This window comes from Arcicella aurantiaca (assembly GCF_003148625.1).
Classification (GTDB): domain Bacteria; phylum Bacteroidota; class Bacteroidia; order Cytophagales; family Spirosomataceae; genus Arcicella; species Arcicella aurantiaca.
This window is the reverse complement of sequence record NZ_QGGO01000027.1, coordinates 42,530-66,180: the sequence shown is the minus strand read 5'-3', so window position 1 is coordinate 66,180 and position 23,651 is coordinate 42,530. Positions and strand designations below refer to the sequence as shown.

Below are 23,651 nucleotides of genomic sequence, written 5' to 3'. Positions count from 1 at the left end.
CTCGGGCAAGTTTTTAGAGTCTTAATGAACGACAAAAATGGGTTTTGAGTCGTAATATTATTAACGTTAATGAATAAATGTTGGAAGATATTATTGTGACTCCTGTTTGCATTTATCTAAAACAAAGTGCCTTTTTTGTATTGACGATAAAATCAATATATTCTGTCGGAACGGGGCATTGAGGCCCTTTAAAGGCTGTAAAATCCACTTTTTTAGCTTCAAATTTTTCAGCATAAATAGCTTGCTTTAGTTCATTTTCCGATGTTTCATCAGCGTGATAGGTAATACTGATGGTTTTTCCCTGTGCATTAATCGTTGAAGCGGTGATTCCTTTGTTATTAGCAAGGTTTTGGGCAATTTGTAAACTGTCCTCACCCGAAACCTCATGGCTGAGTGTAAAAACGCTTAATTCAATTGGTTTTAAGTCAAGTTTATCCGATAATGAAGGTTCTTCCCAGTTGGCATAAATAACCAAAGCGATAAAAAAAGACAATACGGTATAACCTGAAATTTTCAGTAATTTTTTAAACCTTTCCATGATGTTGATATATTATTTTTTAATAAGCTAAATCAAACATATCTACGGTAAAGTTTTAGGTTTGGATTTCGAGACAACAAAAAAAGCTCAAGCATTTAAACTTGAGCTTTTAAAATATGGAATAATTTAGTCTCTTAGAATTTCAGATTAACCCCAAACATGACGTTTGTTCCTGCCTGTGGATAATAGTAATTTTCTGTAATTGTCTGTTTTTCGTAAATATAGCTAAAAGAATAACCGTTAGACTCGTACAAGGTATTAAAGAGATTATTTACCAAGAAACTGAAATTTACTTCTTTCAATAATTTACCTTTTACCGTATAAATAGCTCTTAAATCGTTGGTGAAATAAGCGTTAATTTTACGTTTGTCGTTGGTGGTATTGTCTAAATATTGTTTGCCAACATATTTTGAGAGTAACCCAAATTCTAAATTTTTAACAGGCGTAAATAAAATTTGCGAACCTAAAATGGTACTCGGAGAAAAGGCAATATCTGTTTCTGCAAATTTGTTTACACCGTCTGCATCGCCGTCATAATTGGGAACAATTTCCTCGAAATTTTTAATTTTATTGCTCGAAAATGTTGCATTAGCATTCAATCTTAACGTTTTAGCTAATTGAACTCCTGCTTCAATTTCAAGTCCCAAACGGTAACTTTCTGGAACATTCACTCTGATTGCTTCCCCTACATCATTTACTTTTCCTGTTAAAACCAATTGGTTTTTGTAGTTCATGTAATATCCATTTACTGATAATGCCACATTAGATAATTGTGTTTTGTAACCAATTTCCCAATCGTTAAGGGTTTCAGCTTGCGGATATTTTGGAGCATTATCTACAAAATCTTGGCGACTTGGTTCTTTATTTCCTACGCTATATGACCCAAAAACAGTTGAATGGTCTGATAATGAATACGTCAATCCTAATTTCGGATTAAAGAAAGAATACTCTGTTTTTTGCGTAATATCTTGACGTTTGCTTGCAATGCCTTTCATATCATAATTAACCGTTCTGATTTGCAAGTCAGCATAGGCATTTAAGTTTTCGGCAAGAGCATAATTAACTTTTCCGTATAAATTAAAATCTTTCTTATTTGAATTATTCTCATACCAACGTTGTCCCAATGGAATATTTTGAGCGTATTTTGCCCAAATAATTTCCCCAAAATGTTTCCCTTCGTATTGGTTGTATCCACCTCCAATAGTAGCAGAAAGCTTGTTGTTTCCTTGATATTCTAAAGAGAAAGTTGTTCCGTAAAAATCATTATCTAACCATTTTCTACGAATTAAATCCGTTTTTTTGATGGTTTCAGTACCGTTTACAATATTAGGAAGTCCATAGTTTGAAAACTTGTCGGCTTCTTTGTATTCTTCATAATAACCTGCTCCTTTGGTATAATGTAAATTGAAGTTGAAAGTCCAATTTGAAGATAAATTATGCGAAGAAAGCAATTGGTAATGGTCTTGTTGATAATTATCGGTTTGGTTTGGATAGGTATAATAGTTCATTTTACGATTTACTAATAAATCGCTTTCTGACAAACCGTACCAAGATTGATACGTTTTTTCTTTACCCGAAAATACATTTAAACGCACAAAAGATTTTTTGCCAAAATACGCTCCCGAAAGATAAAATGATTTTAAGTCAGACGAAGCACGGTCAACATAACCATCTGAAATTAATTTAGATAAACGTCCATCAACGGTAAATTTTCCATTCAGTAAACCCGAACCAACCATAATTGTACTTTTACGGGTTTTGAATGAACCGATAGAGTTATTGATTTCTGCGTAAGGGTCTTTTCTAAACTCGTTGGTAGAAAGATTTACCGTTGCTCCAAAAGCACCTGCTCCGTTAGTTGAAGTTCCTACGCCACGCTGAATTTGTACCGAATTTGTTGAACTTGCCAAATCAGGCATATTTACCCAATATGTTCCTTGCGACTCAGAATCGTTAATCGGAATGCCGTTGACAGTTACATTAATACGAGTTGCGTCAGTTCCACGAATACGAATGCCCGTGTAACCCACGCCCGCACCAGCATCAGAAGTGGTAACTAACGATGGCGTGAAGTTCAACAATTGTGGAATATCCTGCCCTAAATTTTGTTTTTGAAGATACTCTTTGCTGATGTCAGAATATGCCATTGCCGAATTTGCATTGGCACGAGTAGCACTTACTACCACTTCGTCAGCCTCAAAAGTTGATTTTTGAAGAGAAAAATCAAGAACTTCGTCTTTCTGTAAATCAATTGCTTTTGAGATTTTAGTAAAGCCCAAGTAGCTAATTTTCAAAATGTAAGAGCCTTTTTTGAGATTTTTTAAAGAATAAGCCCCTTGTTGATTGGTTGCAGCTCCTCTCGACGTGTTTTCTAAAATTACGTTAGCTGAGGCAAGCGGTTTCCCCGTTTCGGCATCAGAAATTTTTCCAGAAATGGAGAGTTGAGCAAATGAACAGGTTACAGTTAGCAATAAACAGTAAATAGTAAGAAAATAGCGATTTGCGAAATGGCAAAAAATAGAAGATAAATAGTTGTTAGTCAGTGATTTTTCACTATTCAGCGACAACAGATAACTGTTTTTCATGCTTGAATTTAAGTTCAAGAAAGATAAGGAGTCAAATCCTTCAGATTTAACATACAAAAGACCATTAATTTTGTGATTGAACAAAATTCCCTTCGACAGCATTATACTGCATCAGGTTCAATGGGTATAATCTCAGCCCGTTGTTATGAGGCACCCCTTTTTGTGATTGTGGTACAAAGGTATGGTGTAAAAATGGAAATTCAAGGAAAAACATGATTTCCATAATTTACAAATGCTATTTTTAGTCGATGCAGAAGCATCGGAATATATCCTAAACCATCAATTTAAAACCCTCTCCATGAACATTAACTATTTGAATTTCAGGTTCTTCTTTTAAAAACTTGCGAAGTTTGGTAATATAAACGTCCATGCTTCGGGCGTTGAAATAGGTATCGTCTCCCCAAACCATTTTTAGGGCAAAGCTACGGCTTACTGAATTGCCCATATTTTCGCAAAGGAGCTTTAATAATTGCGATTCTTTGACGGTTAATTTTTGAGATTCTTCATGGTGTATGAGCGTTTGTTTCTCAGAATCAAAGACAAATCCTCTGATTTGAAAAGTAGTAATTTTTTCATTTTGCAATTCCTCTTTCTGACTTCTTCGTAAAACGGCTTGCAAACGAGCCAATAATTCCTCCATCGAAAATGGTTTCGTCATATAATCATCCGCCCCCAATTTAAAACCTTGTAGCGTATCTTCTTTCATAGCTTTAGCGGTCAGGAAGATAATAGGCGTATTTTTATCCGACATTCTTACTTCTTTTGCCAAAGTAAAACCGTCTTTTTTGGGCATCATTACATCAAAAATACAAAGGTCGTAAGATTGTTGAACAAACTTCGTGAGGGCATCGTCACCATCTTTTGCCAAAGTGGTTTCGTAACCTTTGATGGTTAAATATTCTTGTAATAATGTGCCTAAATTTGGGTCATCTTCGGCGAGTAGAATCTTCGTCATTTTGTTAAATTTGGTTTGATTTTATAATTTTCTCTAAACAGGCAACACCACCTCAAACTCACTTCCTTCACCCAATTTACTTTGCACATTGATTTTTCCATGATGTTCTTCTACCATCTTTTTTACGTAACTCAATCCTAAGCCAAAGCCTTTTACGTCGTGGACGTTACCCGTAGGCACACGGTAGAATTTCTCGAAAATTTGCTTGATAGAATCCTTTGCCATGCCAATACCTTTATCGCTTACTTTGATAGAAAGTCCCTTTTCGGTGTCTTCCGTCGTGATTTTGATAATTGGTTTTTCGGGAGAATATTTATTGGCATTATCCAAAAGGTTGAAAAGGATATTAGTCAAATGCACTTCATCTGCTTGAATTTCTACGTTTTCTGCCTGTAAATCTACCTCAATTAATCCTTCTCGAAGTTCAATTTGTGGGCTAATATTTTCCAAAACTCGCTCAATAATTTGATGAACATTTACCGTACCCAATTTCAGACGAACCTCTCCTCGTTCCATTTGGGCGGTTTGCAAAACCTTTTCTACTTGCGAACCAAGCCGTTTGTTTTCATCTTGAATAATTCCCAAATATCGTTTAAATATCGTTGGACTTGCTGCAACGGCTTCATCGCCAAGCATTTGCGTTGCCAACGAAATGGTAGAAATGGGCGTTTTAAACTCATGCGTCATGTTATTGATGAAGTCATTTTTAATATCTGCCAATTGTTTTTGCTTCAAAATCGTACTAACCGCTACGTAAAAACAACCTAAAACCACTAAAATCAACAACAAAGACGTGGCGTACATCATCCAGATATTACGGATAATATAACGGTCTTGGTTTGGGAAATATACCCGCAAATAATTCTCTGAATTACTGTAATCATTCGGGAAAAGACTGACCGTGTAAGTATCCTTATCGTTTTTCAAGCCCATCATTTTATACTTCATCGACGACGCATAATGCAAATAATTGGGGTTTTCTAAGCTACTAATTCCATACTCAAATGGAATGGTAATTCCCTTCATTTTGATTTCATATTTCAATAATGAATCCAAAATCTGATAATTGATACGGTCGTAAATACTACGTTTGGTAAACAAGAAATCATTGAAAACCTCTTTCGCCATTTCTGCCTTGTTTTTCACTTTTTGGGCAGTTTCTTCATATTGAATATGGCGGTCGATGTGTGGGCTACGCTTAACTTTCTTCTTTTTTGCGGCTAATTCTTGATAACGTTTTACCGAATCGTCAACCATTAAATTATGGCGTTGAATGGCTTCTCCAAAAATATCATCTAACTGTTTTTGACCACTCATTAAACTCACAACATCTTCATCTTTTAGGTCAATAGAAAACTCTTGATGCTCTCTGATTTCGCCATTTGGCAGAATTTCTACGCCTTTTGAAACCAAAATATCAGAAGGGAATTGTTTTTCTGTCATTTTACCCAAATTCATGGCTACACTTGGGCTTTTTTGAGCAATAGATTTAGGTTTATTTGGTGTGATTTTATGGTCTTCAGCAGGTTTTGAGATGGCTAATAACTGCTTTTTATTTTCCTCTGAAGCAATTTTTCGTTGCATAAAATAATACATCTCTTGTTGAGATAATTTCCGTACAACTTGTTGCATCGCATCACGTACATCGCTCCCGAATTGGTCATTTTTTGAGCGTACCGTAAAGCCAAGCCAATACATTTGAAAGGCAATTAAACCTAACAAAGCAAAAGCCATCAAAGCAATGATATATTGTATTTTCCGTTTAGTCATTTTCTTTTTTAGGTGTTAGGGGTTGGGGTTTAGGAGTTAGTTATTGACGAAATATTTTTAACTAATACCTAATACCGAAAACCTAATACCTCTCATGCAACATTCTAAAAACTTTTGTGTCTATAACTTGTCAGCAAAATTAACGTAAAAACTACCTCTTGTATTCGCTTTAACATCTTTTAACAGCAGATAAAGAATTGATATTGAGGAAGCTTCGTTTATTTGCTAAATAAGTACCACATGAATCTTTCCTGTGAATTAAACGAATCATATTTTAACCAAATATACCAATGAAAAAAATAATCACATCGGCTTTATTGCTCACTTTGGGAATGTCGGCAATGGCACAAAAAAACGTTTCTCAAAATATTGAAGAAAAAAACGGACAACTTAAAATTCATATTGAATCGTCGGAAAATGGTAAAAAAGAAGTTTTCGACCGTAGTTATAATGTGGAAGGAATGAGTGCCGACGAAAAAGATAAACTTATCAATCATATTTCAGATTCCCTTTTAACTGCCTCTGGAAATGGAGAACGTAAGCACATCAGAATCAAAATTAATAAAGATGGAGAAGGGGCAAGAATGAGGTCAAAAAATGATGAAGAACGCCCATTTTCGCATAATGCTCCACAAGGCAAGAAGAAAAAAAGAGTAGAGATTTACAAAGACGGCAAAAGAATCCAGAAAGATTTGGATGGCGACGGAGATAATGAAGATATGACTATTTTCTTTAAAGATTTTGGCAAAGATGTGGAAAAACAATTCAAAGATTTTGACCATAAAAAACTTTTAGGATCTCTTGAACCAATGGTGAAAGATTTTAGATTTAAGTTTGACGGAGACATGAAAGATTTTGATTTTATGAATGAATCAAAAACGGTAAAAGCCCTCAAAATTTATCCAAATAAGCCTTTTGACAATAAATTGAATCTTAAATTCTTTGCTCCTCAAAAAGGTGACATCAATGTAACTGTTACCGACATTAATGGAAAAGAAGTGGGTTCTCAGAAAATAAAAGATTTTCAAGGGGACTTTATGGGACAAGTTGATTTGAAGAAAAATGCCAAAGGAACAGTTTTCGTAACAGTAACACAAGGCGAAGACGGAACGGCTAAAAGAGTGGTGATTGAGTAATATATTGAGTGAATGGAAGGTTGAGTGATTGAGTGAATATTGGACAAACTAATCTCTCAACCTTCCATTCACTCAATATATTTTAGAGCCTAAAAATGAAGTGCGTTTGTAAAACATTTTCTTCATCAAATTCTACCAATGAAGCCCTCTGTCTGTGATTCCACATATAGCCCAATTCAGCCGTAAAATGAGGCGAAAAGTCATGATTAAAAGCAAAATAAAGCTGATTTTGACTAAAAGAGTTTGCAGGTAAATGCGGGGGAATATTATATAAAGGTTCTTCACTGACAAAAACAGTATTATTCTCGTCCCAATTATACCTTATTTGCATACGCAAACGGATTCGTCCTTGTTCATCTCCCCATGTGTCGTCCACTCTCTTAAAAATACGATACTCGTAACCAAATCGAGAGAGAAAAACCCATTTTTCATTTAGATTTTTTGACCATTCTGTAAAAAATGAAGGTCGTAATTCACTCCTTGCAGCAACACTTAAATCTTTTGTTTTTGCATAGAGAGGATAAGTGTGTAGAAAAAAAGGAGCAAACGAAAAGGCAAAGCCATGATTTCTATAAATAGTAGTAAAGCGATAACCTTCCATTAATTTCAATGAAAAAGGACTGTTTGACGAAGAAGTGAAATCATTTTGACGACGAATATGTACATCGCCCATTAATTCCCAATGGTCATTAATTTTTTTTTGAACTACAAATCTGTTCCAAGAAGAAAAATGAGAGTATTCTTGAGCATAACAATTGGCAAAGAAGAAAATAAGGAAGGTTGTGGTTAGGAATTTGTACATAAAAATAATTTATATAACCGTAAAATTATCTAAAATCACCCTTAAAACCTATCATTTTACATTTGGTTAACTTGTTCTTAAAAATATTTTAAAATTTATTGATTCTTATAAGTATAGTGTTGTCAGGCATTTATGGATATAGTTACATTTTTTTTATAATTTTTTTTCAAAAAACACTTGCATACAAAAAATGAAAGCACTAATTTTGTACCACAATTCACCAGAACAATATGCGAAAATAGCTCAGCTGGTAGAGCGCAACCTTGCCAAGGTTGAGGTCGCCGGTTCGAACCCGGTTTTTCGCTCAGCTTAAAAGAAGCACCTTTAGGTGCTTTTTAAGTTTAAGATGAAGGGTTTCGGCTCAGATTCATGCCAGGGTGGTGGAACTGGTAGACACGCAGGACTTAAAATCCTGTGAACGTAAGTTCGTACGGGTTCGATTCCCGTCCCCGGTACCATTATCCGAAAGGAGCAAATGTCAATTGATGTTTGCTCCTTTTTTGTTTTTATTAACTAATTCGATACTCCGAAATCTCCCCTCTTACAATTTCTAACTTTTCGTTATCATTACCTTTCTCAAAAGCCAATAGAAGTCTATCTTCCCAACCCGAAGGACGGTACATTTTTCCTGATAAAAATCTAAAGTTCTTTACGACAAAGTCTTCTAAATTTCCTTCTGGTTTTATGGTATAGAAATTATATTTCTTATCTAAAAACTCCACAATTTTCTTACGAAATAAACTTCTGGCAGAACCTTTGAATTTATCTCTTTGTGATTGATTATTGGCTACATAGGCGTTAAGTACAAACAAGAAATTGATATTATAGGTCTGTAAAATGAGTGTGTCCCTATCGAAAAGCCTATTTTTGAAATGATTATTTTGTTTGAAATCACTTTTGTATTCCAAGCCTTCTTTCTGAAAATCTAAGCTATCATTAAGCACCGCACTGATAAAAAAATTTGGTGTGATATTATACCCCTCAGTCAGTTCATCACGATAACGAATATTATTCTCCAAAATACCTTCTTTGTTCAATACATCAATGTTGTACTGAATTACGTTCTTTGCGTAAGTATATTGCTTGGCAATGGCATTTTGACCCGTCGTGGTCGTGTCTTTATAATATTTACTATCTCCAATATGGTAAATTTGGTCTTGGCTCGTCAATAAATCTTGATAAGGGTAAATATGGTCAATCTCTTTACCGTCTTTGTGATTTTTGAGGTGTGAAGGTAAATTTGGCTCTGATAAAAGCGTATCAATCATGTCCTCAAAAACGATATTGAAGTCTCGAACCAAAACGATTTCTTTGTGATGTTTTTTACTCTTTATTTTATCTTGACGAAGAAAATAAGCATACAATAAATCCCATAATTTCAATAATTTATCCGAAAAGTATTTGTACTTTATTTGCTTCAAAATCACCGTTCCACGCTTCATTAGGTTTTCTAAATCCCTGCCTTTATATGGTGTAAATAGTTGATTTGTAGCGATTTGAAAATAATATTTTTTATTAAAATAGCTTAGCACCGAAGATAAAATTACTAATAACTCTTCATCATAATTAATCGTTTTTTGCTTCGTAAGTGTCTCTACATATACGGGAGAACCATTTTGTAACGTTGGCATTTTCTTGGCAATGGTTTTGTGCCAACTTACTTGCTGATTTTGGGCTGAATTTGTCTTTTTAATGAAGGTAAACAAAGCTTGATTTTCACGATTGAAGCGGATAATACTCTGGATTAAATCCAATTCAGTAACATCTTTTTCTCCCAACGTTGAAATGACATTTGCTAAATCGCTACTTTCGGTAATAGTATTAGCTTGCTGACGTTTTTGAAACTGGCGAATTGCTAAATAATGCCATGTGGTGATGCTGAAAAGAAAGTCTAATTTCTTCTCTTTTCGCAAGGATTCTCGAATATCTGGATTATGGTCTAAATCAAAAATGTCTTCGGGGCTATATTTCCCAAATACTCGATTATTTTCAATAAAAACCTTTGGCAAAATCATCACGGGTTCGTTCATATCGGGTTCAAAATAGTAACCGATATAATTAACCTTACAACGCTGATTTTGAAGGGGAACGTAATATCGTTCGCTCAGAATGGGCGAAATTAAAGATAAGTCGTAGGCGTATTCTTCGATGATGATTTTCATTGAATAGGTTTTAGCAGATAATTCATGAACCCTTTTAGTTTTGTAAGTCCTTCACTTTCAAAGAGTTCATTAAAAGTGAAGTCTGTTTCATTTCCGTCTGAATTTTTATATTTGAAAATGCTATCGGCTGATTCATGTTCATCTTTAAAAATCTCTGACCATAAATAAAACATTACTTTGTTTTGGAATTGGGCTAAGGAAATGGTGTTGTTTTCATCAACTGAAACAAAATAAACGCCAATTTTTTTATCTTCTGACTTGGTAATCTCCTTGATTTTTTCGTTCACTTTTTCAATAAATAAACGCCAAGAATATTGCGTTTCATTATCAAAAACTATCTTAATTTCATTGGCTTTTTCATCAAATTCAATCGGTACGTATTGCCAATCCCAACGACGTTTGAAGGCTGCATCCATCGGGAAAAGCGATTGGTCGGAGGTATTCATCGTAGCGTAAATCAGCAAATTGGCAGGTAAAATCAGTTGCTCTGGATTCTCTAAACCCTGCGATGCTAAATAATTAGCCAAATCTGCATTAGCATCAATAGGATAACATGAATAGCCGTCTGGATTACGGTCAAGGCATTGGAATAAATCCCCGAAGATTTGAGCACAATTACCCCGATTTATTTCTTCAATTGCCAAGAGATAATTCTTATCTGGGTTTAGGTACGCCTGCACGTAAGCTTTCGTAAATGCCTGTGGGACAAACTGATAGGTGATTTTGTCGTCTTTCATCACGGGCTTGTAGCCACCTACGAAAGAATGATAATCCGTATCTGGATGAAAAGTAGTGCGGATAACTTCTAAACCATTTTCATTAGCAAATTTTTGCATTGCCGTTGATTTGCCCGTGCCTGGCGAACCGAAGTAGATTTTTTGTTTACATCTGATATTATTACTATTTATTACCACCTCTTTATAATTATTTTTTTGAATTTCAATGGTATCAATAAGCTGGAAAAGTTCAAAAGTTTTGTCAGTGATTTCTATCTTAAATAAATCACTATATTCATTATTTACTAAGTCTCGTACACTAATTATATCCAAATTCTTTCCATCTTTAAATCTCCATTGAGTCGAAAGATGAGCATAGAACTGATTATTTTGAAAAAAAGGCTCTATAAAAAATCTTATGTTATCGCCAGATACAAGGTCATCAGCTTTTACTTTATCTTTTGAAACATAGATAACATTTGTAAGATTATATTTGGGAATACTCCTTTTATTTACGTCTTTACTTTCTGAAATAAGATGCTTTAATCTATTCCATCCATCTTTAACATTCGAAATTTGTTTAAAAACTGTATTTGCAAATTCTTTGCGATTAGTTGTTTTGTAGAGGCTTTTCATCTATTGGTTTATTTGTTTTGCTTGTTAAAAGTTGCTTTTGATATTCGATTATTTCATTCTTTAACTCAACCTCTTTTTTTAAAAATTCAATTTCTTGATTTTGTAAAGAATGATTTAAAGAATTTTCTTCCAATCTTTCTTTTCCATCAATTAGAAAGTCATAAGTAATCTCAAAATTTGAAACAATATTTATTATCATGTTGAGCGTAGGATTGGCTACCATCGTTTCTATTTGTCCAATCATTGCTCTCGTGGAATTTATTTTATCCGCAAACTCTTGCTGAGTTAAGTTATTATTTAACCTCAATTGCTTTATTCTTGCATTAATTGAATCTATTTTGTTATTTTTATTCACATTTTGTTATTTTTATTTTCTTTTTAAAATAATTTATCCTATATTTGTAGTGTAATAAAATTATCAAATTATGCAAAGTGCGGTTCTAAATGAAAACATTGTAGGAATAATTATCTCTGATTCTTTTAGTAAAGAAAAGAATACTATTAGATTAGACTCAACAGATGTCCCAAAAACTGATTTAGAAAAAAAGTTAAAAGAAATCTTTAACATCAGATTTCATCTTTGTGGAAATTCACCAGAAGATTTTTTCTATTTTGAAAATATGTATTTCAGTAAAAATTATAGAGCCTACATACGTCCTTATGATACACCAGATGAAAGAAACATAGCTCATGAATTGTTAAACACAATTGTAAATTTTTACGGTTCTGCAACAGCGGTCAGTATTACTTATCTATACAAATTGGAAGTATGGGACGACCAATTTAAAACATTTTACAGAAATTTTAGCTAATTATAATTTGTCTCCCAATTCCCCAATTTCAACTTTTCGTTATTATTACTTTCTTCATCAATAATATCTTTTAGTATTACTCCTTTTCTCTTGCCCTCTGGAAATTGAAAATCTATATCTTCTTTATAACCAACGCAATACCATCTTTCTCTCGCTTGTGGTAATCCAAAATCAAGACTATTTAAAACTTTCCATTTTACTTTATATCCTTGTTCCTCCAATGATTTTATAATGATTTGTAATGTTTCACCATTTAGGTGAGACTTTAATCCCTTAACATTTTCTAAAAAAAACATTTTAGGTTGATGATACTCTATAATTCTGAGTACATCAAAAAATAGAGTGCCACGTGTTTTATCTTCAAATCCTTGATTGAGACCTGAATAACTAAATGGCTGGCAAGGAAATCCTGCCGTTAATATATCAAAAGAAGGTATTTCAGAAGCATCAATTTTAGTAATATCTCCGTAAGGTTTTTCTCCAAAATTTTCAGCATAAGTTTTTTGAGCAAATGAATCTATATCAGAAGAAAATACACAATCAATATTATTTCGCTCCATTGCTAATCTGAAACCTCCAATCCCGCAAAATAAATCTATACCTCTAAGTCTTTGATTATCATTTTTTTGAGTATAAATTATTTCCCTCTGAAAATCTTCCTCTTCAATCATCATCAATTTATCCTGTATTAAATAACTCATATTTTCTACTATTTTAAAACCCCAAAAACTTTTAACGATATTTCAGAGCTAATTTAATTAATTCATTGGTTCATTAAAATCATCAGGAATTGAATATCCTTTATCAGCCCAACTACCCAGACGTACTCCTTTTTTTGAGTTTGGTTCGTTTACAAAAGGCGTTTCAATTTCATCCATAAACATAATTAATACCTTTGATTTCTTGGTCGTTGGCGGAGTTTCTTGAAGAATAAACTGCCCATTTTCAAAAACTCCATTGATGGCTGTGTACATAATATGATTGATTTAAAACTCTAAAACCCCTTGTACGATGTTTTTAGAGCGAATGTATTTAATTTTTTCTTCGGCAACTCTCAGCACTTGCTCAGAGATGGGTTCTTGAGCTAATTGATACGCCACACGGTCGGAGAGAAACGCCAAACGTAATTCTTCAGTATTCAATCCAAAGAGTTCCGCTAATTTTTCGATGTGTTCACGGTTGGGATGTCGGAGGTTTTTCTCCATCTTCGAGAGTGTGCTGGTATCCACATCCAAAACCGCCGCTACCTTTCGTAAAGGCAGGTTTTTCTCTTCACGGCAATGTCGTATCAATTCCCCAAAAGTTTCATGCTGTATGATTTGCATTGTTGGATTGTTTGGAAATATTATTTTGGACTAATTTTGTCAAAAATAAATAAAGGTATAGTCACTCGCAAGTTTTTGAGGATATATTTAGGTTTTGTTCATCACAACCCATAAAAAAAGGCTTAGACAATATGTCTAAACCTTGAACCCTCTAACCACTAAAATGTATTCTTATGCTTCTACGGCTATCAAATTGGCTTCTATCAATTCTGATAGTTGTCTGATAGTCTGAACTTTATCTATTTCATTGTCTGGCAAGGTAATGCCATACGTGTTTTCTAAATAAACTACGACCTCTAAAAATTCCAATGAGTTCATTCCCAAGTCGGCGTAGAATCGTTTTTGGGGTGAGATTAATCTCGGATTAATATAAAAATTCCGTGATAAAAATTGAGTCAAAGTGCTTGTGTTGAATTTCATTGTGCTGAGGAGTTTAATGTTTTTGACGATATTTCTTTATTTAACGAGTATTATTAAAATTTAGTGCCATTAAAACGGTAATTTTTTACTGTAATGAATAAATATGCCTAAAACAGATATTAGAAAACAAAAATTAAGAATATTTAACTTTTCTAAGATTCAGCTAATTCCTAATGCCTGTTGATGGTTGGTGGCAAAAGTTTATACATTACTGGTGTTACCAAACGAGCCAACAAAGTTGAGCTGGTTATACCGCCAATTAACACAATGGCTAAGGGCGAATACAAATCGGAATATTCAATTACTAATGGAATTAATCCTCCAATGGCTGTAAATGAAGTGAGCAAAATCGGAACGAAACGAATTTCTCCTGCTTGATGGATGGCTTCGTCGAGTTCCATGCCTTCTTCACGTAATTGATTGGTAAAATCTACGAGTAGGAGGGAGTTTTTTATCTCAATTCCTATCAGTGCAATAAAACCTATGACTGAGGTAAAGCCAAGTGTTTCGCCTGCCATGAGTAGTCCTAAAATAGCTCCTACAATTCCCAAAGGAATTACTGAAAGCACGATGAGGGTCGATTTGAAATTGCCAAATTCAAGAATTAAAATGGCTATCATTCCGAAGACAGTTATCAAGATGATTACCCCTATGCCCCCAAAAGATTTTTCTGCATTTTCTGCTTCGCCCGCTACTTTGTACGAAAATCCTTTCGGAAATTTAAACGCATTTAACTTTTTGATGACTTCTTGATTGACTTGTGAGGTGTTGAACCCCGATTTCAAGAAAGCCGCAACGGTTACATAACGCTCTTTATTGTAATGTCTGATTTGGGTAGGAGAGGTTTCAAACTTAATTTCAACCAATTGTTTTAACGGAATTGCCGTTCCCAAAACGTTATTGACGTACAAATTAGAAAATACACTAAAATCTTGTTTTATATTGCTTCGTGGTATCGACACATTAATATTGTAGTCGTCAGTTTGTCCGTCTTCTCTAAAAGTTCCTACATTTAAACCTGCAATTCCCAAACGAACCATGCGGTCGATATCAGATGTATTTACACCTAAAAGACCAGCTTTTTCTTTGTTGACGATTACTCTAAAGTCGGTTGGTTGTACTTTTAGCGGGTTATCAATGTAAATTGTACCAGTTTGGTTGGCTAATATTTTCTCGATTTGTCCTGCTACAATTCTTAAACTATCCAGATTATCGCCGAAGATTCTATAAGCCAAAGGGGCTTCTAATGGAGGTCCTTGTTCAAAATCTTTTACCTCAATTTTTGCGTTGGGATAATTGACCAATTTTCCTCTGAGTTGGTCGATAATATCTTTTTTCTCTTGGGTTTCCATATCTTCCAAAAGGACAAATAATTGAGCAAAATTCTCCGTTTCAGCAGGGGAAATAACATTGTAATATATTCGAGGATTACCTTTGCCGATATTGGAGGCAATATTTTTGATTTCGGGTACTTTCTTTAATTCTTCTTCTGCAAAACGAACAACTTTATCGGTTGTTTGTAAATTTGTTCCCACAGGTGTACTGATATTGACGAGAAACATCGGTTTTTCGGAAGTTGGGAAAAGGGAGAACCCTAAAAAGAGTTTGGCAATAAACATGACACCAAAAAATACGCCCAAAGCTACCGTTAAGGTTGTTTTGGGGTGTTTTAAACACCAATCCATCAAACGCCCATAAGTAGCGGAAATCAATTTTTTCATGGCTCTCAAAATGAAATTCCCTTCTGGATTCTCGTGATTTGTTAAAATAACGCTTGATAAGAATGGAACAATGGTAAGAGCAACAAACATGGACGCCAATACCGTAACGCTTACTGCCATTGGTAAACTTCTGATGAATTTCCCTGCGGCTTCGGGTAAATTGGCAACGGGTAAAAAGGCAAAAATCAATAAAACTGTACAGCCAATTACTGCCAAACTGATTTGTTTGGTGGCATCAATGGCGGCTTGTTTTCGTGGTACGCCCATGCGTAAGAAACGCTCAATGTTTTCTACTACTACGATAGAGTCATCAACCAAAATTCCTAAAGCCACAATCATTCCTACGATTGAAAGTTGGTTTATCGTGAAACCTAAAATGTATAAAAGTGAAAGTCCAATGGCTAATGAAAGTGGAATGGAAATCATTACCACCAAACTCGCCCGTGAACCTAATGGAAGTAGTGTAATGAGAACCAGCAAAATAGCAATTCCGAAATCTTTGGCAAAACGAGCCAAACGCTTTTGAACTGACTCGGCTTGGTCGAAAACTTTTACCAAATCAACAGATGGAGGAAGTGTTTTTTTGAACTCCTCAATAACTGGTTCAGTCTGTGATTTTACTTTGATAATATTTTGCCCAAATTTCTGACAAGCCGTTACAAATACGCTGCGGTGTCCGTTCAAACGGGTTTGGTGCGTTTCGTCTTCGTAGTTGTATTTTACTTCGGCAATGTCTTTCAGATTAACGATTTTTGTTCCGTTGGTAAAGACAATTGTATTTTTTATTTCATCAAGATTTTTATAATTACCAGACGTTTTGACGTTGAATTTTTTAGCACCAAGATTGACCGAACCACCGGGAATATTGACGCTTTCTGACTGAATTGCTCCCAAAACACGATTTAACGGAATTTTATCTTGAGCTAATTTGTCTAAATTGAGTTCTACCGAAATTTTACGCTTAGGAAATCCCCATGATTTGATGTTTTTGAGAGCCGATACTTTTTCTAAACGATTTTCTAAATCATCAGCATATTTTTCTAATTTATTGTAAGGTAAATTCTCCGAAACTAAAGCATATTGATAGATATTTACGCCATCAGGTTGGTAACGTTCAATGCGAATATCTAAAATATCAGCGGGTAATTCCTTCCGAACGGAGTTCATTTCACGCACAATTTCTTGATATTTTTCTTCTGGGTCAGACGAAAAATCGTATTCAACCTGAAAAATAGCCGCACCGTCCACGATGGTACTGCGTACTCTGTCCATGTTGTCTAATTCATTGAGTTTTTTCTCAACAACGTCTGCAACAAGCTCTTCTACATCTTTCGGAGAAGCACCGGGATAAATGACGGTAACGCCAAATTGGGGCGAAGCAAATTCGGGGTCTTCGCCACGGGGCATATTCAGCAAGGAGAAAATACCGATGGATAATATGCCTAAAAACACGACCAGCGTGAATTGATAGTTTTTTACTGAGAATTCAGAGATTTTCATATTTCGAGTACGAAGTATTTTGTATTAAGTTTTAAGAAAGGATTACGAGTTTTGCCAAGGTAATCGCTTTTAAAAACGCCCAATTTATTTTACCACCTTTACTTTGCTACCTTCTACCAAATAGGCAGAACCGTCGGTGATTACCTGAGAAATACCAGCCAAACCGCTTGTAATAAAAGCACTTATATTATCCACTCCTGCTAATTGTACGGGAAGTTTACGTGCTTTCCCATTTTCTACAACATACACAGAGGCTTCATTTCCATTACCTTCCACGATGGCTTCAATTGGGATTGAAGTATGTTTTTGAATAACAGAAGGTGTAATTTGGGCATTTCCGAATAAACCCGTTGCCATTTTTTTGCCTTGCGTATTCAATTTTAATTCAGCTTGATACAAACCCGAACTTTGGTCTGCTCCTTGTGAAAGGTTGGAAATAATAGCCGTAAATGTTTGGTCTGGAAAAGCGTCTAATTTCACCATCGCACGGTCGCCCATACGCAAGCGAGTCCAATCTTTATCAGCCACGCCAACTTTAATAACCCAGTCATTAGCTCCAGAAGCATTCATGAAAAAAACGGGCGTTCCCGGTCCAGCCAATTCGCCTTCGTTCATCAGTTTTTTTACAATAACGCCATTGTTTGCAGCATAAATTTTGGAGTACCCTTGGTTGTAGGAAGCAATCTCAAGCGATTGCTTCGCTACGCTTAGGGCGGTGGTTAGGTTTTGTACTTGCTCTAAAGTGGCTACCGAGTCACGGTAAAGGTTGGTGACACGCTTTAAGTCACGTTCAGCCTTTTGTACGCTTTCGTTGGCTTGTTGCACCTGAGCATTAATTTCTGTAAGATTTAAAGTGGCTAATAATTGCCCTTTTCTAACATTCTGTCCTTCTTTCACAAAGATTTTTTCAATAATTCCACCAGTTTTAAACGAAAGTCGAGCTTCTTGTAATGAACCCACCAAACCCGATGCTTTGATAGCTTCGGTAGAATTTGCGTGAGATACATCCACCAATTTTACAGCAATGATGTCGTCTTCAATCAACGCTTTTTTAACTTCTTTTTTCTTTCCACAACTTGCTAATAGTGAAAGAATTAGGAATAATGGTATGAATATTTTTTTCATGTTTAATGTATTTTATGATTGACAAATATTGGCTATTGGCACGCAGATGACGCAGATGCCTACGGCAACGCAGATTTTCACAGATTTTTAAAAATTGACACTTATTTATTCGATTAAACATTTTATTGAATTTTCAGAATAAAAATCTGCGGAAATCTGCGTTACGAAGTATCTGCGTTATCTGCGTGCCATCACGATTGTATATTTATAATTGAAAACTTGCCTTCGCACGCTCCAATTCTACCCATTTTGTCCAGACTTCAAACAAAGAAATAGACTGCTGTAATTGAGCCGTTGTTATTTGGGTTTGTGCATCCAACAACTCAATAAAGTTCAAATTTCCTTCCTTGTATCTTCGCATCATATCACGGTAATATCTTTCCGAGGTTGACACTTGCGATGCTTTTGATTCGTAAATTTCTTTGGCTGAATTCAAAGAGTTTTTTGCTAATTCTGATTGTAAATCTAACTGATTTCGCACCTGTTGCATTTGAGCATCTAATGAAGCAATTTCCATTTCAGATTGTTTGATTTTCAGTTGATTACGCCCAAAAGAATACACAGGTAAGTCAAAAGAAATACCTAATAAAACGAAAGCATTGGGCGAAATGAAGTTTTTGTCAGCACCCGCAATTTGGGCAAATCGTCCTTGTGAACCTACGTCTAACGATGCTCCAATTTTCCACTTTTTATAAGATTGATTTAGACCCAAAATCTGACGATTAATTTCAATGCCTGTCTTGATTTTGTCTAATTCTTCCCGATGTCCGTCGGCTAAGTCAAATTTCAAACCTTCTTTACCTAAACTATCAAGGGTTATTTTCTCTGTGAAATCACGATTTAGCAGGAAATTAAAATAAGCTGCGGCATTTTTTTGATTGCTTTTGGCAGCATCAATTTCGGCATCGAATTTTGAAATTTCATTGCGTGTTCGTACCAAAACCGTTGGATTTGCCGAGCCGTTACGGATAAGACTTTCATTGACACGTTCTGATTCGTGGAGAAGTTTAAGCGTATTTTCGTAGATTTTAATCGCTTCAGTTGCTTTCAAATAATTGATATAAGCCAGTTTTATATCTTTTACTAATTCTCGCTTATAAACCTGAATTTCAGTTTGTTGTAATGATATTTGTTCATTCTTGATAGCTTGATTATACTTCAATTCAGCGTTCAAAAGTGGCATGGTTGTTTTTACACGCATATCATAAAAATCCTTCGGAACTAATTGTTCTGAGGTATTCTGAATTTGCGGAAAAGCATTGGTTTGCGTCAAAGCATTCAAGGTTGAGTAAACAGGGTTGACCAAATCTCCAATAGGGATTTCAATTTTTCGACCACCCTGAGCCGTCGAAAGTGTAGTATTGAAATTAATATTTGGCTTAAATAAAGTTTTGGCTTCACTGAGGGCAAAAACAGCTTTTTGCAACTGAAAATTTTGCTGTTTTAAGGTCTGACTATTCTTCAAACCTTCTTGTACATAGTTGTTCAGGATGTCGGATTGCCCAAAACTCCCGAACCCTATTAATAGAAAAATCAATATCTTTTTCATAAACATAAATTAATTACTGAACAGTGTTTAGTATTGGGGTATTTTTTTAGGATTAGGTTTTAGAGGTTGGGTTTTAGGTAAAAGTGTTCCTAAAACTTCCCAACAATAACTAATTCCTAATCCCTAATGACTATTTTACGACGTTACTCGTTGCGACTAAATTGGTGGTACATTTGGCAATAATTTGCCCTGCTTCGTTACGAATTTCGCCTTCTGCATGAGCAATTTTTTTGCCCATTCGTACAATGTTAGATTTTGCCGTTAGTTTTTCGTTAGGTTTTGCGGCAAACAAAAAATCAACGCTCAGATTGACGGTAGAATAGAAAATTTGGCTTCCCATCGAGAAAACCGTCATGCCGATTACATCATCTAAAATGCTTGTGGCAACGCCTCCATGCAGAATATGAGCAGGATTACACATATCTGTACGTACAATGAATTCTACCGTTAACGAACCTTCCTCAACTGCGGTTAAAGTTCCGTTCAACCAACGCCCGAAAGGAGAGGGGCTAACTTCTGCAGAAGTTTTGCCAATATTACTTTTAAAAAACTCTAAAGCTGGATTATTCATTTTGAAATTATCGCTATCATTTGTTCAACAGAACTTTTCATTAATTCATTTACGTGAGCTTCGCCAAATTTTTGGAAACGATTTCTAATTTTCAGAGAAACTAAACCGTGCATAAATGACCAAATAGACATTGATGCAATGTAAATATCATCGAATCTGATATAATTTTGGTCTATACATTTCTGAATGGTTTGGCACAGTAATTCAAAACATTGATGTCCGCAAGTCCAAACGCTTGATTCTTTGATACTTTCCATCGGAGCATTTTGAATAAACATCAAATCGTACATTTCAGGATTTTGAAAGGCAAATTTCATGTAAGCAAAACCTCTGGCACGTAGTTCCTCAATAGGGTCAGTAATACCTTCAATGGCGATTGTCATTTCAAGAATTAATTTTTCAAAACCCATTTCATGCACAGAAAAGAAAAGCTCATTTTTGTCTTTAAAATACAGATAAATCGTAGCAGGGCTGTATTCAATTCGGTCAGCAATGGCACGAATTGAAGCCTTCTCGAAGCCTTCTTCAATAAAAATTTGTTGTGCAGTTTCCAAAATTTTCAACCGCATTTCTTGTTTGTCTCTTTCCTTTCTTTCTATTATCCCCATATTATGTCATTCGAGAAAACGATTTCTCCAATTTTCATTAAAATTACTTTACTCTTGTCCAAACGGTGGTTCGTCCTAAAAGAGAAATTCCTACAAATCCCCTGATTTCAAGTTCATTCGCATTCTTCATTTTCATCGTGCATGAATAGGTTTTTCCATTGTTTGGGTCATAGATTGTTCCATTTTCCCATGCTTTTCCTGTAAAATCAAAACCTTTAAGTATGACCGAACCAACGATATTTTGTTCTCTTAATTTAGCATCAGGGTTATGAATATCTTTTTTTGCTCCATCTTTTCCCGAACTAACTTTTCCGAAATACTTTTCACCTTGTTTATAGACTAATACTTTCCCATCTTTACTTTCTGCCAGCCATTCACCTAAAATAGCATCTTTGCTAACTGACTGACCATAACCTACATGAGCGTATGCAAATGCAATAATTATTAACGCAAATAGTTTTTTCATAATTGAGTTTATTTAATTGAAACGATGTAAATTTACTGAACACTGTTTAGTTGAACAACTTTTTAAGTTTTTTTTTTTATAATTCTAAGAAAAGTTATTTTTGTAAAGATAGTAAGTATTTGATTATTAAATAATTAGATAGTTTAAGTATTGAATTAACACAAACTGCCCATAGAATAGGTTGTGGAATAAAAAGGTTATAAGTAATTTTACATTCTATAATCTGTTTTCAAGTATAAATGATACGTTGATAGATGTAAAATTATTTCTACCTAAATGTATTATTTGATAAAGATTTTAGGATACATCAACAAAAAATAAATAACTGATAACTGACAACCAATAAAGATAACGAAGAATATGAATTATCCACTTAACCAAATACCAGAAAGAACCACCAAACCACGCCAAAAGGGATATACTATGGTGATGGATAAAGGATTAAGTATTAGACAAGTAGAGGACTTTTTAGAAACCAGTGCCGAATATACTGATATTGTTAAGTTGGGTTGGGCAACCTCTTTTGTTACTCCTAATTTAAAAGAAAAATTAGCTGTTTACAAATCAGCAGGTATTCCTGTATATTTTGGAGGAACATTATTTGAAGCCTTTATTGTTAGAAATCAATTTGATGAATACCGTCGTGTTTTAGACCAATTCGGAATGGAATACGCAGAAGTTTCAGATGGTTCTTTGGAAATGGAACAAGATGATAAATGCGAATATATCAGAACTTTAGCTAAACAAGTTACGGTACTTTCAGAGGTTGGGTCTAAAGACGAAACCAAAATAATTCCTCCATACAAGTGGATTAAATTAATGAAAGCAGAACTTGAAGCAGGAGCTTGGAAAGTAATCGGTGAAGCTCGTGAGGGTGGAAACGTTGGTCTTTTCCGTGCATCAGGTGAAGTACGTCAGGGTTTGGTAGAAGAAATTTTAACTGAAATTCCAGAAGATAAAATTATTTGGGAAGCTCCACAAAAAGCACAACAAGTATGGTTTGTGAAATTGGTAGGTGCTAACGTAAACGTTGGAAATATCGCTCCGCACGAAGTTATCTCTTTAGAAACTATTCGTTTAGGATTAAGAGGTGATACTTTCTCTCATTTCTTAGATAAATAAAATTATAGTAAATAGTCGGGCGGCGAACCGCTATCATTCAGCAGTTATCAGAAGGTGGTGTAATCATAATTTCTGATAACTGTTTTTTCTTGTCATTATCTAACTAAGTAATTGATAGGGAGTAATTGACAATTAAGACACTGAATAAACAGTTAATTGCGATAAATGAAACCGTTGATTTTTTATAGCGATTGCTTATGATGAAGAAGTTCTGATAATTGTTTACTGATAACTGATAATTGTTTACTGATAACTAATAATTGTTTACTGATAATTGTTAACTGATAACTGAAAAAAATGGAAATTATTAACTTCGTCTTACAACTCCTTAAAGACCCTTTAGCTGCACTTTCGCAATTTATTGCTGAACACGGCACACTAACCTATGCACTTCTCTTCTTGATTGTTTTTGTAGAGACTGGGCTTATTGTAATGCCTCTTTTACCAGGCGATTCCCTTTTATTTGCAGTGGGTGTATTGGCATCTACAACTGGCAAAATTGAATTGACTTTTGTAATTCCTTTGTTGATTGCGGCTGCTTTATTGGGCGATAACGTCAATTACTTTGTCGGAAAATTCTTTAGTGATTTTATCAAGTCAAAAGAAAAGATTTTATTTTTGAAACGTAGCCACATTGAAGAAACAGAAGCATTTTATGAAAAACATGGTGGACAAGCGGTTATTATGGCTCGTTTTGTTCCAATCGTCAGAACGGTTGCTCCGTTTGTAGCGGGTGCTGGTAGCATGACTTACTCAAAATATATTACTTTCTGTATTTTAGGAGCTATTTTGTGGGTGACTGGTATTACTTCATTGGGGTATTTCTTGGGTACTAACGAATGGGTAAAACATAACTTTGAAAAAGTAGTTTTAGGCATCGTAGCAGTTTCTGTTTTGCCAATGATTATTGGTTTTGCAAAAGCGAAATTTAGTAAGTAAGTTTTATTTAGAGAATAGATTTTTAGAGAATAGAGAATAGAGAATAGAGAATAGAGGATAGATTATAGAGGATAGATTATAGAGTGTAATTCGATTCAAATATTTATAATCTGAATATTTTTTCTTAGTCCTTATAACACAAAAAAGGCTTCAAAATTCAATTTTGAAGCCTTTTTTATTATTCTCTATCCTC

At 34.6% G+C, this 23,651-nt stretch carries 22 protein-coding genes, 2 tRNA genes and 1 riboswitch; of the genes, 6 read left to right on the top strand and 18 right to left on the bottom strand.

Translation table 11 applies throughout. The features are described from left to right. Positions 1 to 112 precede the first annotated feature (112 nt). From LV89_RS19710 to LV89_RS19695, 4 genes are all read right to left on the bottom strand, one after another. Positions 113 to 538: a hypothetical protein gene (locus LV89_RS19710; RefSeq protein ID WP_109744640.1), complete on the bottom strand. Its 426-nt coding sequence runs from the start codon at positions 536 to 538 to the stop codon at positions 113 to 115. A 134-nt stretch (positions 539 to 672) separates the two neighbouring features. Next, positions 673 to 3,123: a TonB-dependent receptor gene (locus LV89_RS19705; protein ID WP_109744651.1), complete on the bottom strand. Its 2,451-nt coding sequence runs from the start codon at positions 3,121 to 3,123 to the stop codon at positions 673 to 675. A gap of 69 nt (positions 3,124 to 3,192) precedes the next feature. Continuing rightward, a riboswitch (TPP riboswitch) is annotated at positions 3,193 to 3,291 on the bottom strand. A 103-nt stretch (positions 3,292 to 3,394) separates the two neighbouring features. After that, positions 3,395 to 4,078 carry a response regulator transcription factor gene (locus tag LV89_RS19700; protein WP_109744639.1) on the bottom strand — a complete coding sequence of 228 codons (684 nt, stop codon included), beginning with the start codon at positions 4,076 to 4,078 and terminating at the stop codon, positions 3,395 to 3,397. 33 nt (positions 4,079 to 4,111) lie between these two features. After that, positions 4,112 to 5,848: a sensor histidine kinase gene (locus tag LV89_RS19695; protein WP_109744638.1), complete on the bottom strand. Its 1,737-nt coding sequence runs from the start codon at positions 5,846 to 5,848 to the stop codon at positions 4,112 to 4,114. Positions 5,849 to 6,138: 290 nt separating this feature from the next. Between LV89_RS19695 and LV89_RS19690 the strand changes: the two genes are divergently transcribed. Further along, on the top strand, positions 6,139 to 6,984 hold the full coding sequence (locus LV89_RS19690; RefSeq protein ID WP_109744637.1) for a T9SS type A sorting domain-containing protein: 846 nt from the start codon (positions 6,139 to 6,141) through the stop codon (positions 6,982 to 6,984). Positions 6,985 to 7,066: 82 nt separating this feature from the next. On the opposite strand, the gene LV89_RS19685 is transcribed toward LV89_RS19690, so the two are convergent. Further along, positions 7,067 to 7,786: a DUF2490 domain-containing protein gene (locus LV89_RS19685; RefSeq protein WP_109744636.1), complete on the bottom strand. Its 720-nt coding sequence runs from the start codon at positions 7,784 to 7,786 to the stop codon at positions 7,067 to 7,069. A 232-nt stretch (positions 7,787 to 8,018) separates the two neighbouring features. Between LV89_RS19685 and LV89_RS19680 the strand changes: the two genes are divergently transcribed. Together LV89_RS19680 and LV89_RS19675 are read left to right on the top strand one after the other, a co-directional pair. Continuing rightward, positions 8,019 to 8,091: transfer RNA gene (locus LV89_RS19680), tRNA-Gly, on the top strand. Between the two features lie 66 nt (positions 8,092 to 8,157). After that, a tRNA-Leu gene (locus LV89_RS19675) sits at positions 8,158 to 8,244 on the top strand. Between the two features lie 51 nt (positions 8,245 to 8,295). On the opposite strand, the gene LV89_RS19670 is transcribed toward LV89_RS19675, so the two are convergent. The 3 genes from LV89_RS19670 to LV89_RS19660 are packed head-to-tail and all read right to left on the bottom strand — an operon-like array spanning position 8,296 to position 11,655. Continuing rightward, positions 8,296 to 9,948 (bottom strand): LlaJI family restriction endonuclease, encoded by a 1,653-nt coding sequence (locus LV89_RS19670; RefSeq protein WP_109744635.1) that lies wholly within the window; start codon positions 9,946 to 9,948, stop codon positions 8,296 to 8,298. Next, the gene (locus tag LV89_RS19665) at positions 9,945 to 11,300 is read right to left on the bottom strand and encodes an McrB family protein (protein ID WP_109744634.1); all 1,356 of its coding nucleotides are present in this window, start codon (positions 11,298 to 11,300) and stop codon (positions 9,945 to 9,947) included. Before LV89_RS19665 ends, LV89_RS19670 begins: the two co-directional genes overlap by 4 nt. After that, positions 11,275 to 11,655: a helix-turn-helix domain-containing protein gene (locus tag LV89_RS19660; protein WP_109744633.1), complete on the bottom strand. Its 381-nt coding sequence runs from the start codon at positions 11,653 to 11,655 to the stop codon at positions 11,275 to 11,277. The genes LV89_RS19665 and LV89_RS19660 overlap by 26 nt, the downstream gene beginning before the upstream one ends. 70 nt (positions 11,656 to 11,725) lie before the next feature. Between LV89_RS19660 and LV89_RS19655 the strand changes: the two genes are divergently transcribed. After that, positions 11,726 to 12,112, top strand: a complete 387-nt coding sequence (locus tag LV89_RS19655) for a hypothetical protein (protein WP_109744632.1) — start codon at positions 11,726 to 11,728, stop codon at positions 12,110 to 12,112. Here LV89_RS19655 and LV89_RS19650 read toward each other — a convergent pair. From LV89_RS19650 to LV89_RS19605, 10 genes are all read right to left on the bottom strand, one after another. Continuing rightward, positions 12,109 to 12,813: a DNA cytosine methyltransferase gene (locus LV89_RS19650; RefSeq protein WP_109744631.1), complete on the bottom strand. Its 705-nt coding sequence runs from the start codon at positions 12,811 to 12,813 to the stop codon at positions 12,109 to 12,111. The genes LV89_RS19655 and LV89_RS19650 overlap by 4 nt on opposite strands. A 57-nt stretch (positions 12,814 to 12,870) precedes the next feature. Then, positions 12,871 to 13,086 (bottom strand): hypothetical protein, encoded by a 216-nt coding sequence (locus LV89_RS19645; protein WP_109744630.1) that lies wholly within the window; start codon positions 13,084 to 13,086, stop codon positions 12,871 to 12,873. 12 nt (positions 13,087 to 13,098) lie between these two features. After that, positions 13,099 to 13,437, bottom strand: a complete 339-nt coding sequence (locus tag LV89_RS19640; protein WP_109744629.1) for a helix-turn-helix domain-containing protein — start codon at positions 13,435 to 13,437, stop codon at positions 13,099 to 13,101. A gap of 171 nt (positions 13,438 to 13,608) precedes the next feature. Beyond that, a complete protein-coding gene (locus LV89_RS19635) occupies positions 13,609 to 13,857 on the bottom strand; it encodes an acyl carrier protein (RefSeq protein WP_109744628.1) in 249 nt (82 codons plus the stop codon). Between the two features lie 170 nt (positions 13,858 to 14,027). Next, positions 14,028 to 17,078 carry an efflux RND transporter permease subunit gene (locus LV89_RS19630; RefSeq protein WP_109744627.1) on the bottom strand — a complete coding sequence of 1,017 codons (3,051 nt, stop codon included), beginning with the start codon at positions 17,076 to 17,078 and terminating at the stop codon, positions 14,028 to 14,030. Positions 17,079 to 17,162: 84 nt separating this feature from the next. Then, positions 17,163 to 18,203, bottom strand: coding sequence for an efflux RND transporter periplasmic adaptor subunit (locus LV89_RS19625; RefSeq protein ID WP_109744626.1), 1,041 nt, complete (start codon positions 18,201 to 18,203; stop codon positions 17,163 to 17,165). Positions 18,204 to 18,408: 205 nt separating this feature from the next. After that, positions 18,409 to 19,752 carry a TolC family protein gene (locus tag LV89_RS19620; protein ID WP_158279642.1) on the bottom strand — a complete coding sequence of 448 codons (1,344 nt, stop codon included), beginning with the start codon at positions 19,750 to 19,752 and terminating at the stop codon, positions 18,409 to 18,411. 130 nt (positions 19,753 to 19,882) lie between these two features. Then, positions 19,883 to 20,323, bottom strand: coding sequence for a PaaI family thioesterase (locus LV89_RS19615; protein WP_109744624.1), 441 nt, complete (start codon positions 20,321 to 20,323; stop codon positions 19,883 to 19,885). Continuing rightward, entirely contained in the window at positions 20,320 to 20,931 is a 612-nt protein-coding gene (locus LV89_RS19610; RefSeq protein WP_109744623.1) for a TetR/AcrR family transcriptional regulator, read from the bottom strand. The genes LV89_RS19615 and LV89_RS19610 overlap by 4 nt, the downstream gene beginning before the upstream one ends. Positions 20,932 to 20,974: 43 nt before the next feature. After that, positions 20,975 to 21,397: a DUF2147 domain-containing protein gene (locus LV89_RS19605; RefSeq protein ID WP_109744622.1), complete on the bottom strand. Its 423-nt coding sequence runs from the start codon at positions 21,395 to 21,397 to the stop codon at positions 20,975 to 20,977. A gap of 360 nt (positions 21,398 to 21,757) precedes the next feature. On the opposite strand from LV89_RS19605, the gene LV89_RS19600 reads away from it, so the two are divergent. Both LV89_RS19600 and LV89_RS19590 read left to right on the top strand, forming a co-directional pair. Continuing rightward, complete coding sequence (locus tag LV89_RS19600) at positions 21,758 to 22,519, top strand: phosphosulfolactate synthase (RefSeq protein ID WP_109744621.1); 762 nt, start codon at positions 21,758 to 21,760, stop codon at positions 22,517 to 22,519. 297 nt (positions 22,520 to 22,816) lie between these two features. Continuing rightward, a complete protein-coding gene (locus LV89_RS19590; RefSeq protein ID WP_109744619.1) occupies positions 22,817 to 23,458 on the top strand; it encodes a VTT domain-containing protein in 642 nt (213 codons plus the stop codon). Positions 23,459 to 23,651 lie beyond the last annotated feature (193 nt).

Excerpts from the sequence above, each read along its gene's own strand:
- LV89_RS19705 (WP_109744651.1), bottom strand. The coding sequence starts at position 3,123 with ATGAAAAACAGTTATCTGTTGTCGCTGAATAGTGAAAAATCACTGACT.
- LV89_RS19640 (WP_109744629.1), bottom strand. The coding sequence starts at position 13,437 with ATGCAAATCATACAGCATGAAACTTTTGGGGAATTGATACGACATTGC.
- LV89_RS19690 (WP_109744637.1), top strand. The coding sequence starts at position 6,139 with ATGAAAAAAATAATCACATCGGCTTTATTGCTCACTTTGGGAATGTCG.
- LV89_RS19620 (WP_158279642.1), bottom strand. The coding sequence starts at position 19,752 with ATGAAAAAGATATTGATTTTTCTATTAATAGGGTTCGGGAGTTTTGGG.
- LV89_RS19625 (WP_109744626.1), bottom strand. The coding sequence starts at position 18,203 with ATGAAAAAAATATTCATACCATTATTCCTAATTCTTTCACTATTAGCA.
- LV89_RS19605 (WP_109744622.1), bottom strand. The coding sequence starts at position 21,397 with ATGAAAAAACTATTTGCGTTAATAATTATTGCATTTGCATACGCTCAT.
- LV89_RS19650 (WP_109744631.1), bottom strand. The coding sequence starts at position 12,813 with ATGAGTTATTTAATACAGGATAAATTGATGATGATTGAAGAGGAAGAT.
- LV89_RS19665 (WP_109744634.1), bottom strand. The coding sequence starts at position 11,300 with ATGAAAAGCCTCTACAAAACAACTAATCGCAAAGAATTTGCAAATACA.
- LV89_RS19670 (WP_109744635.1), bottom strand. The coding sequence starts at position 9,948 with ATGAAAATCATCATCGAAGAATACGCCTACGACTTATCTTTAATTTCG.
- LV89_RS19685 (WP_109744636.1), bottom strand. The coding sequence starts at position 7,786 with ATGTACAAATTCCTAACCACAACCTTCCTTATTTTCTTCTTTGCCAAT.
- LV89_RS19615 (WP_109744624.1), bottom strand. The coding sequence starts at position 20,323 with ATGAATAATCCAGCTTTAGAGTTTTTTAAAAGTAATATTGGCAAAACT.
- LV89_RS19700 (WP_109744639.1), bottom strand. The coding sequence starts at position 4,078 with ATGACGAAGATTCTACTCGCCGAAGATGACCCAAATTTAGGCACATTA.
- LV89_RS19590 (WP_109744619.1), top strand. The coding sequence starts at position 22,817 with ATGGAAATTATTAACTTCGTCTTACAACTCCTTAAAGACCCTTTAGCT.
- LV89_RS19645 (WP_109744630.1), bottom strand. The coding sequence starts at position 13,086 with ATGTACACAGCCATCAATGGAGTTTTTGAAAATGGGCAGTTTATTCTT.
- LV89_RS19630 (WP_109744627.1), bottom strand. The coding sequence starts at position 17,078 with ATGAAAATCTCTGAATTCTCAGTAAAAAACTATCAATTCACGCTGGTC.
- LV89_RS19635 (WP_109744628.1), bottom strand. The coding sequence starts at position 13,857 with ATGAAATTCAACACAAGCACTTTGACTCAATTTTTATCACGGAATTTT.
- LV89_RS19710 (WP_109744640.1), bottom strand. The coding sequence starts at position 538 with ATGGAAAGGTTTAAAAAATTACTGAAAATTTCAGGTTATACCGTATTG.
- LV89_RS19695 (WP_109744638.1), bottom strand. The coding sequence starts at position 5,848 with ATGACTAAACGGAAAATACAATATATCATTGCTTTGATGGCTTTTGCT.
- LV89_RS19610 (WP_109744623.1), bottom strand. The coding sequence starts at position 20,931 with ATGGGGATAATAGAAAGAAAGGAAAGAGACAAACAAGAAATGCGGTTG.
- LV89_RS19655 (WP_109744632.1), top strand. The coding sequence starts at position 11,726 with ATGCAAAGTGCGGTTCTAAATGAAAACATTGTAGGAATAATTATCTCT.
- LV89_RS19600 (WP_109744621.1), top strand. The coding sequence starts at position 21,758 with ATGAATTATCCACTTAACCAAATACCAGAAAGAACCACCAAACCACGC.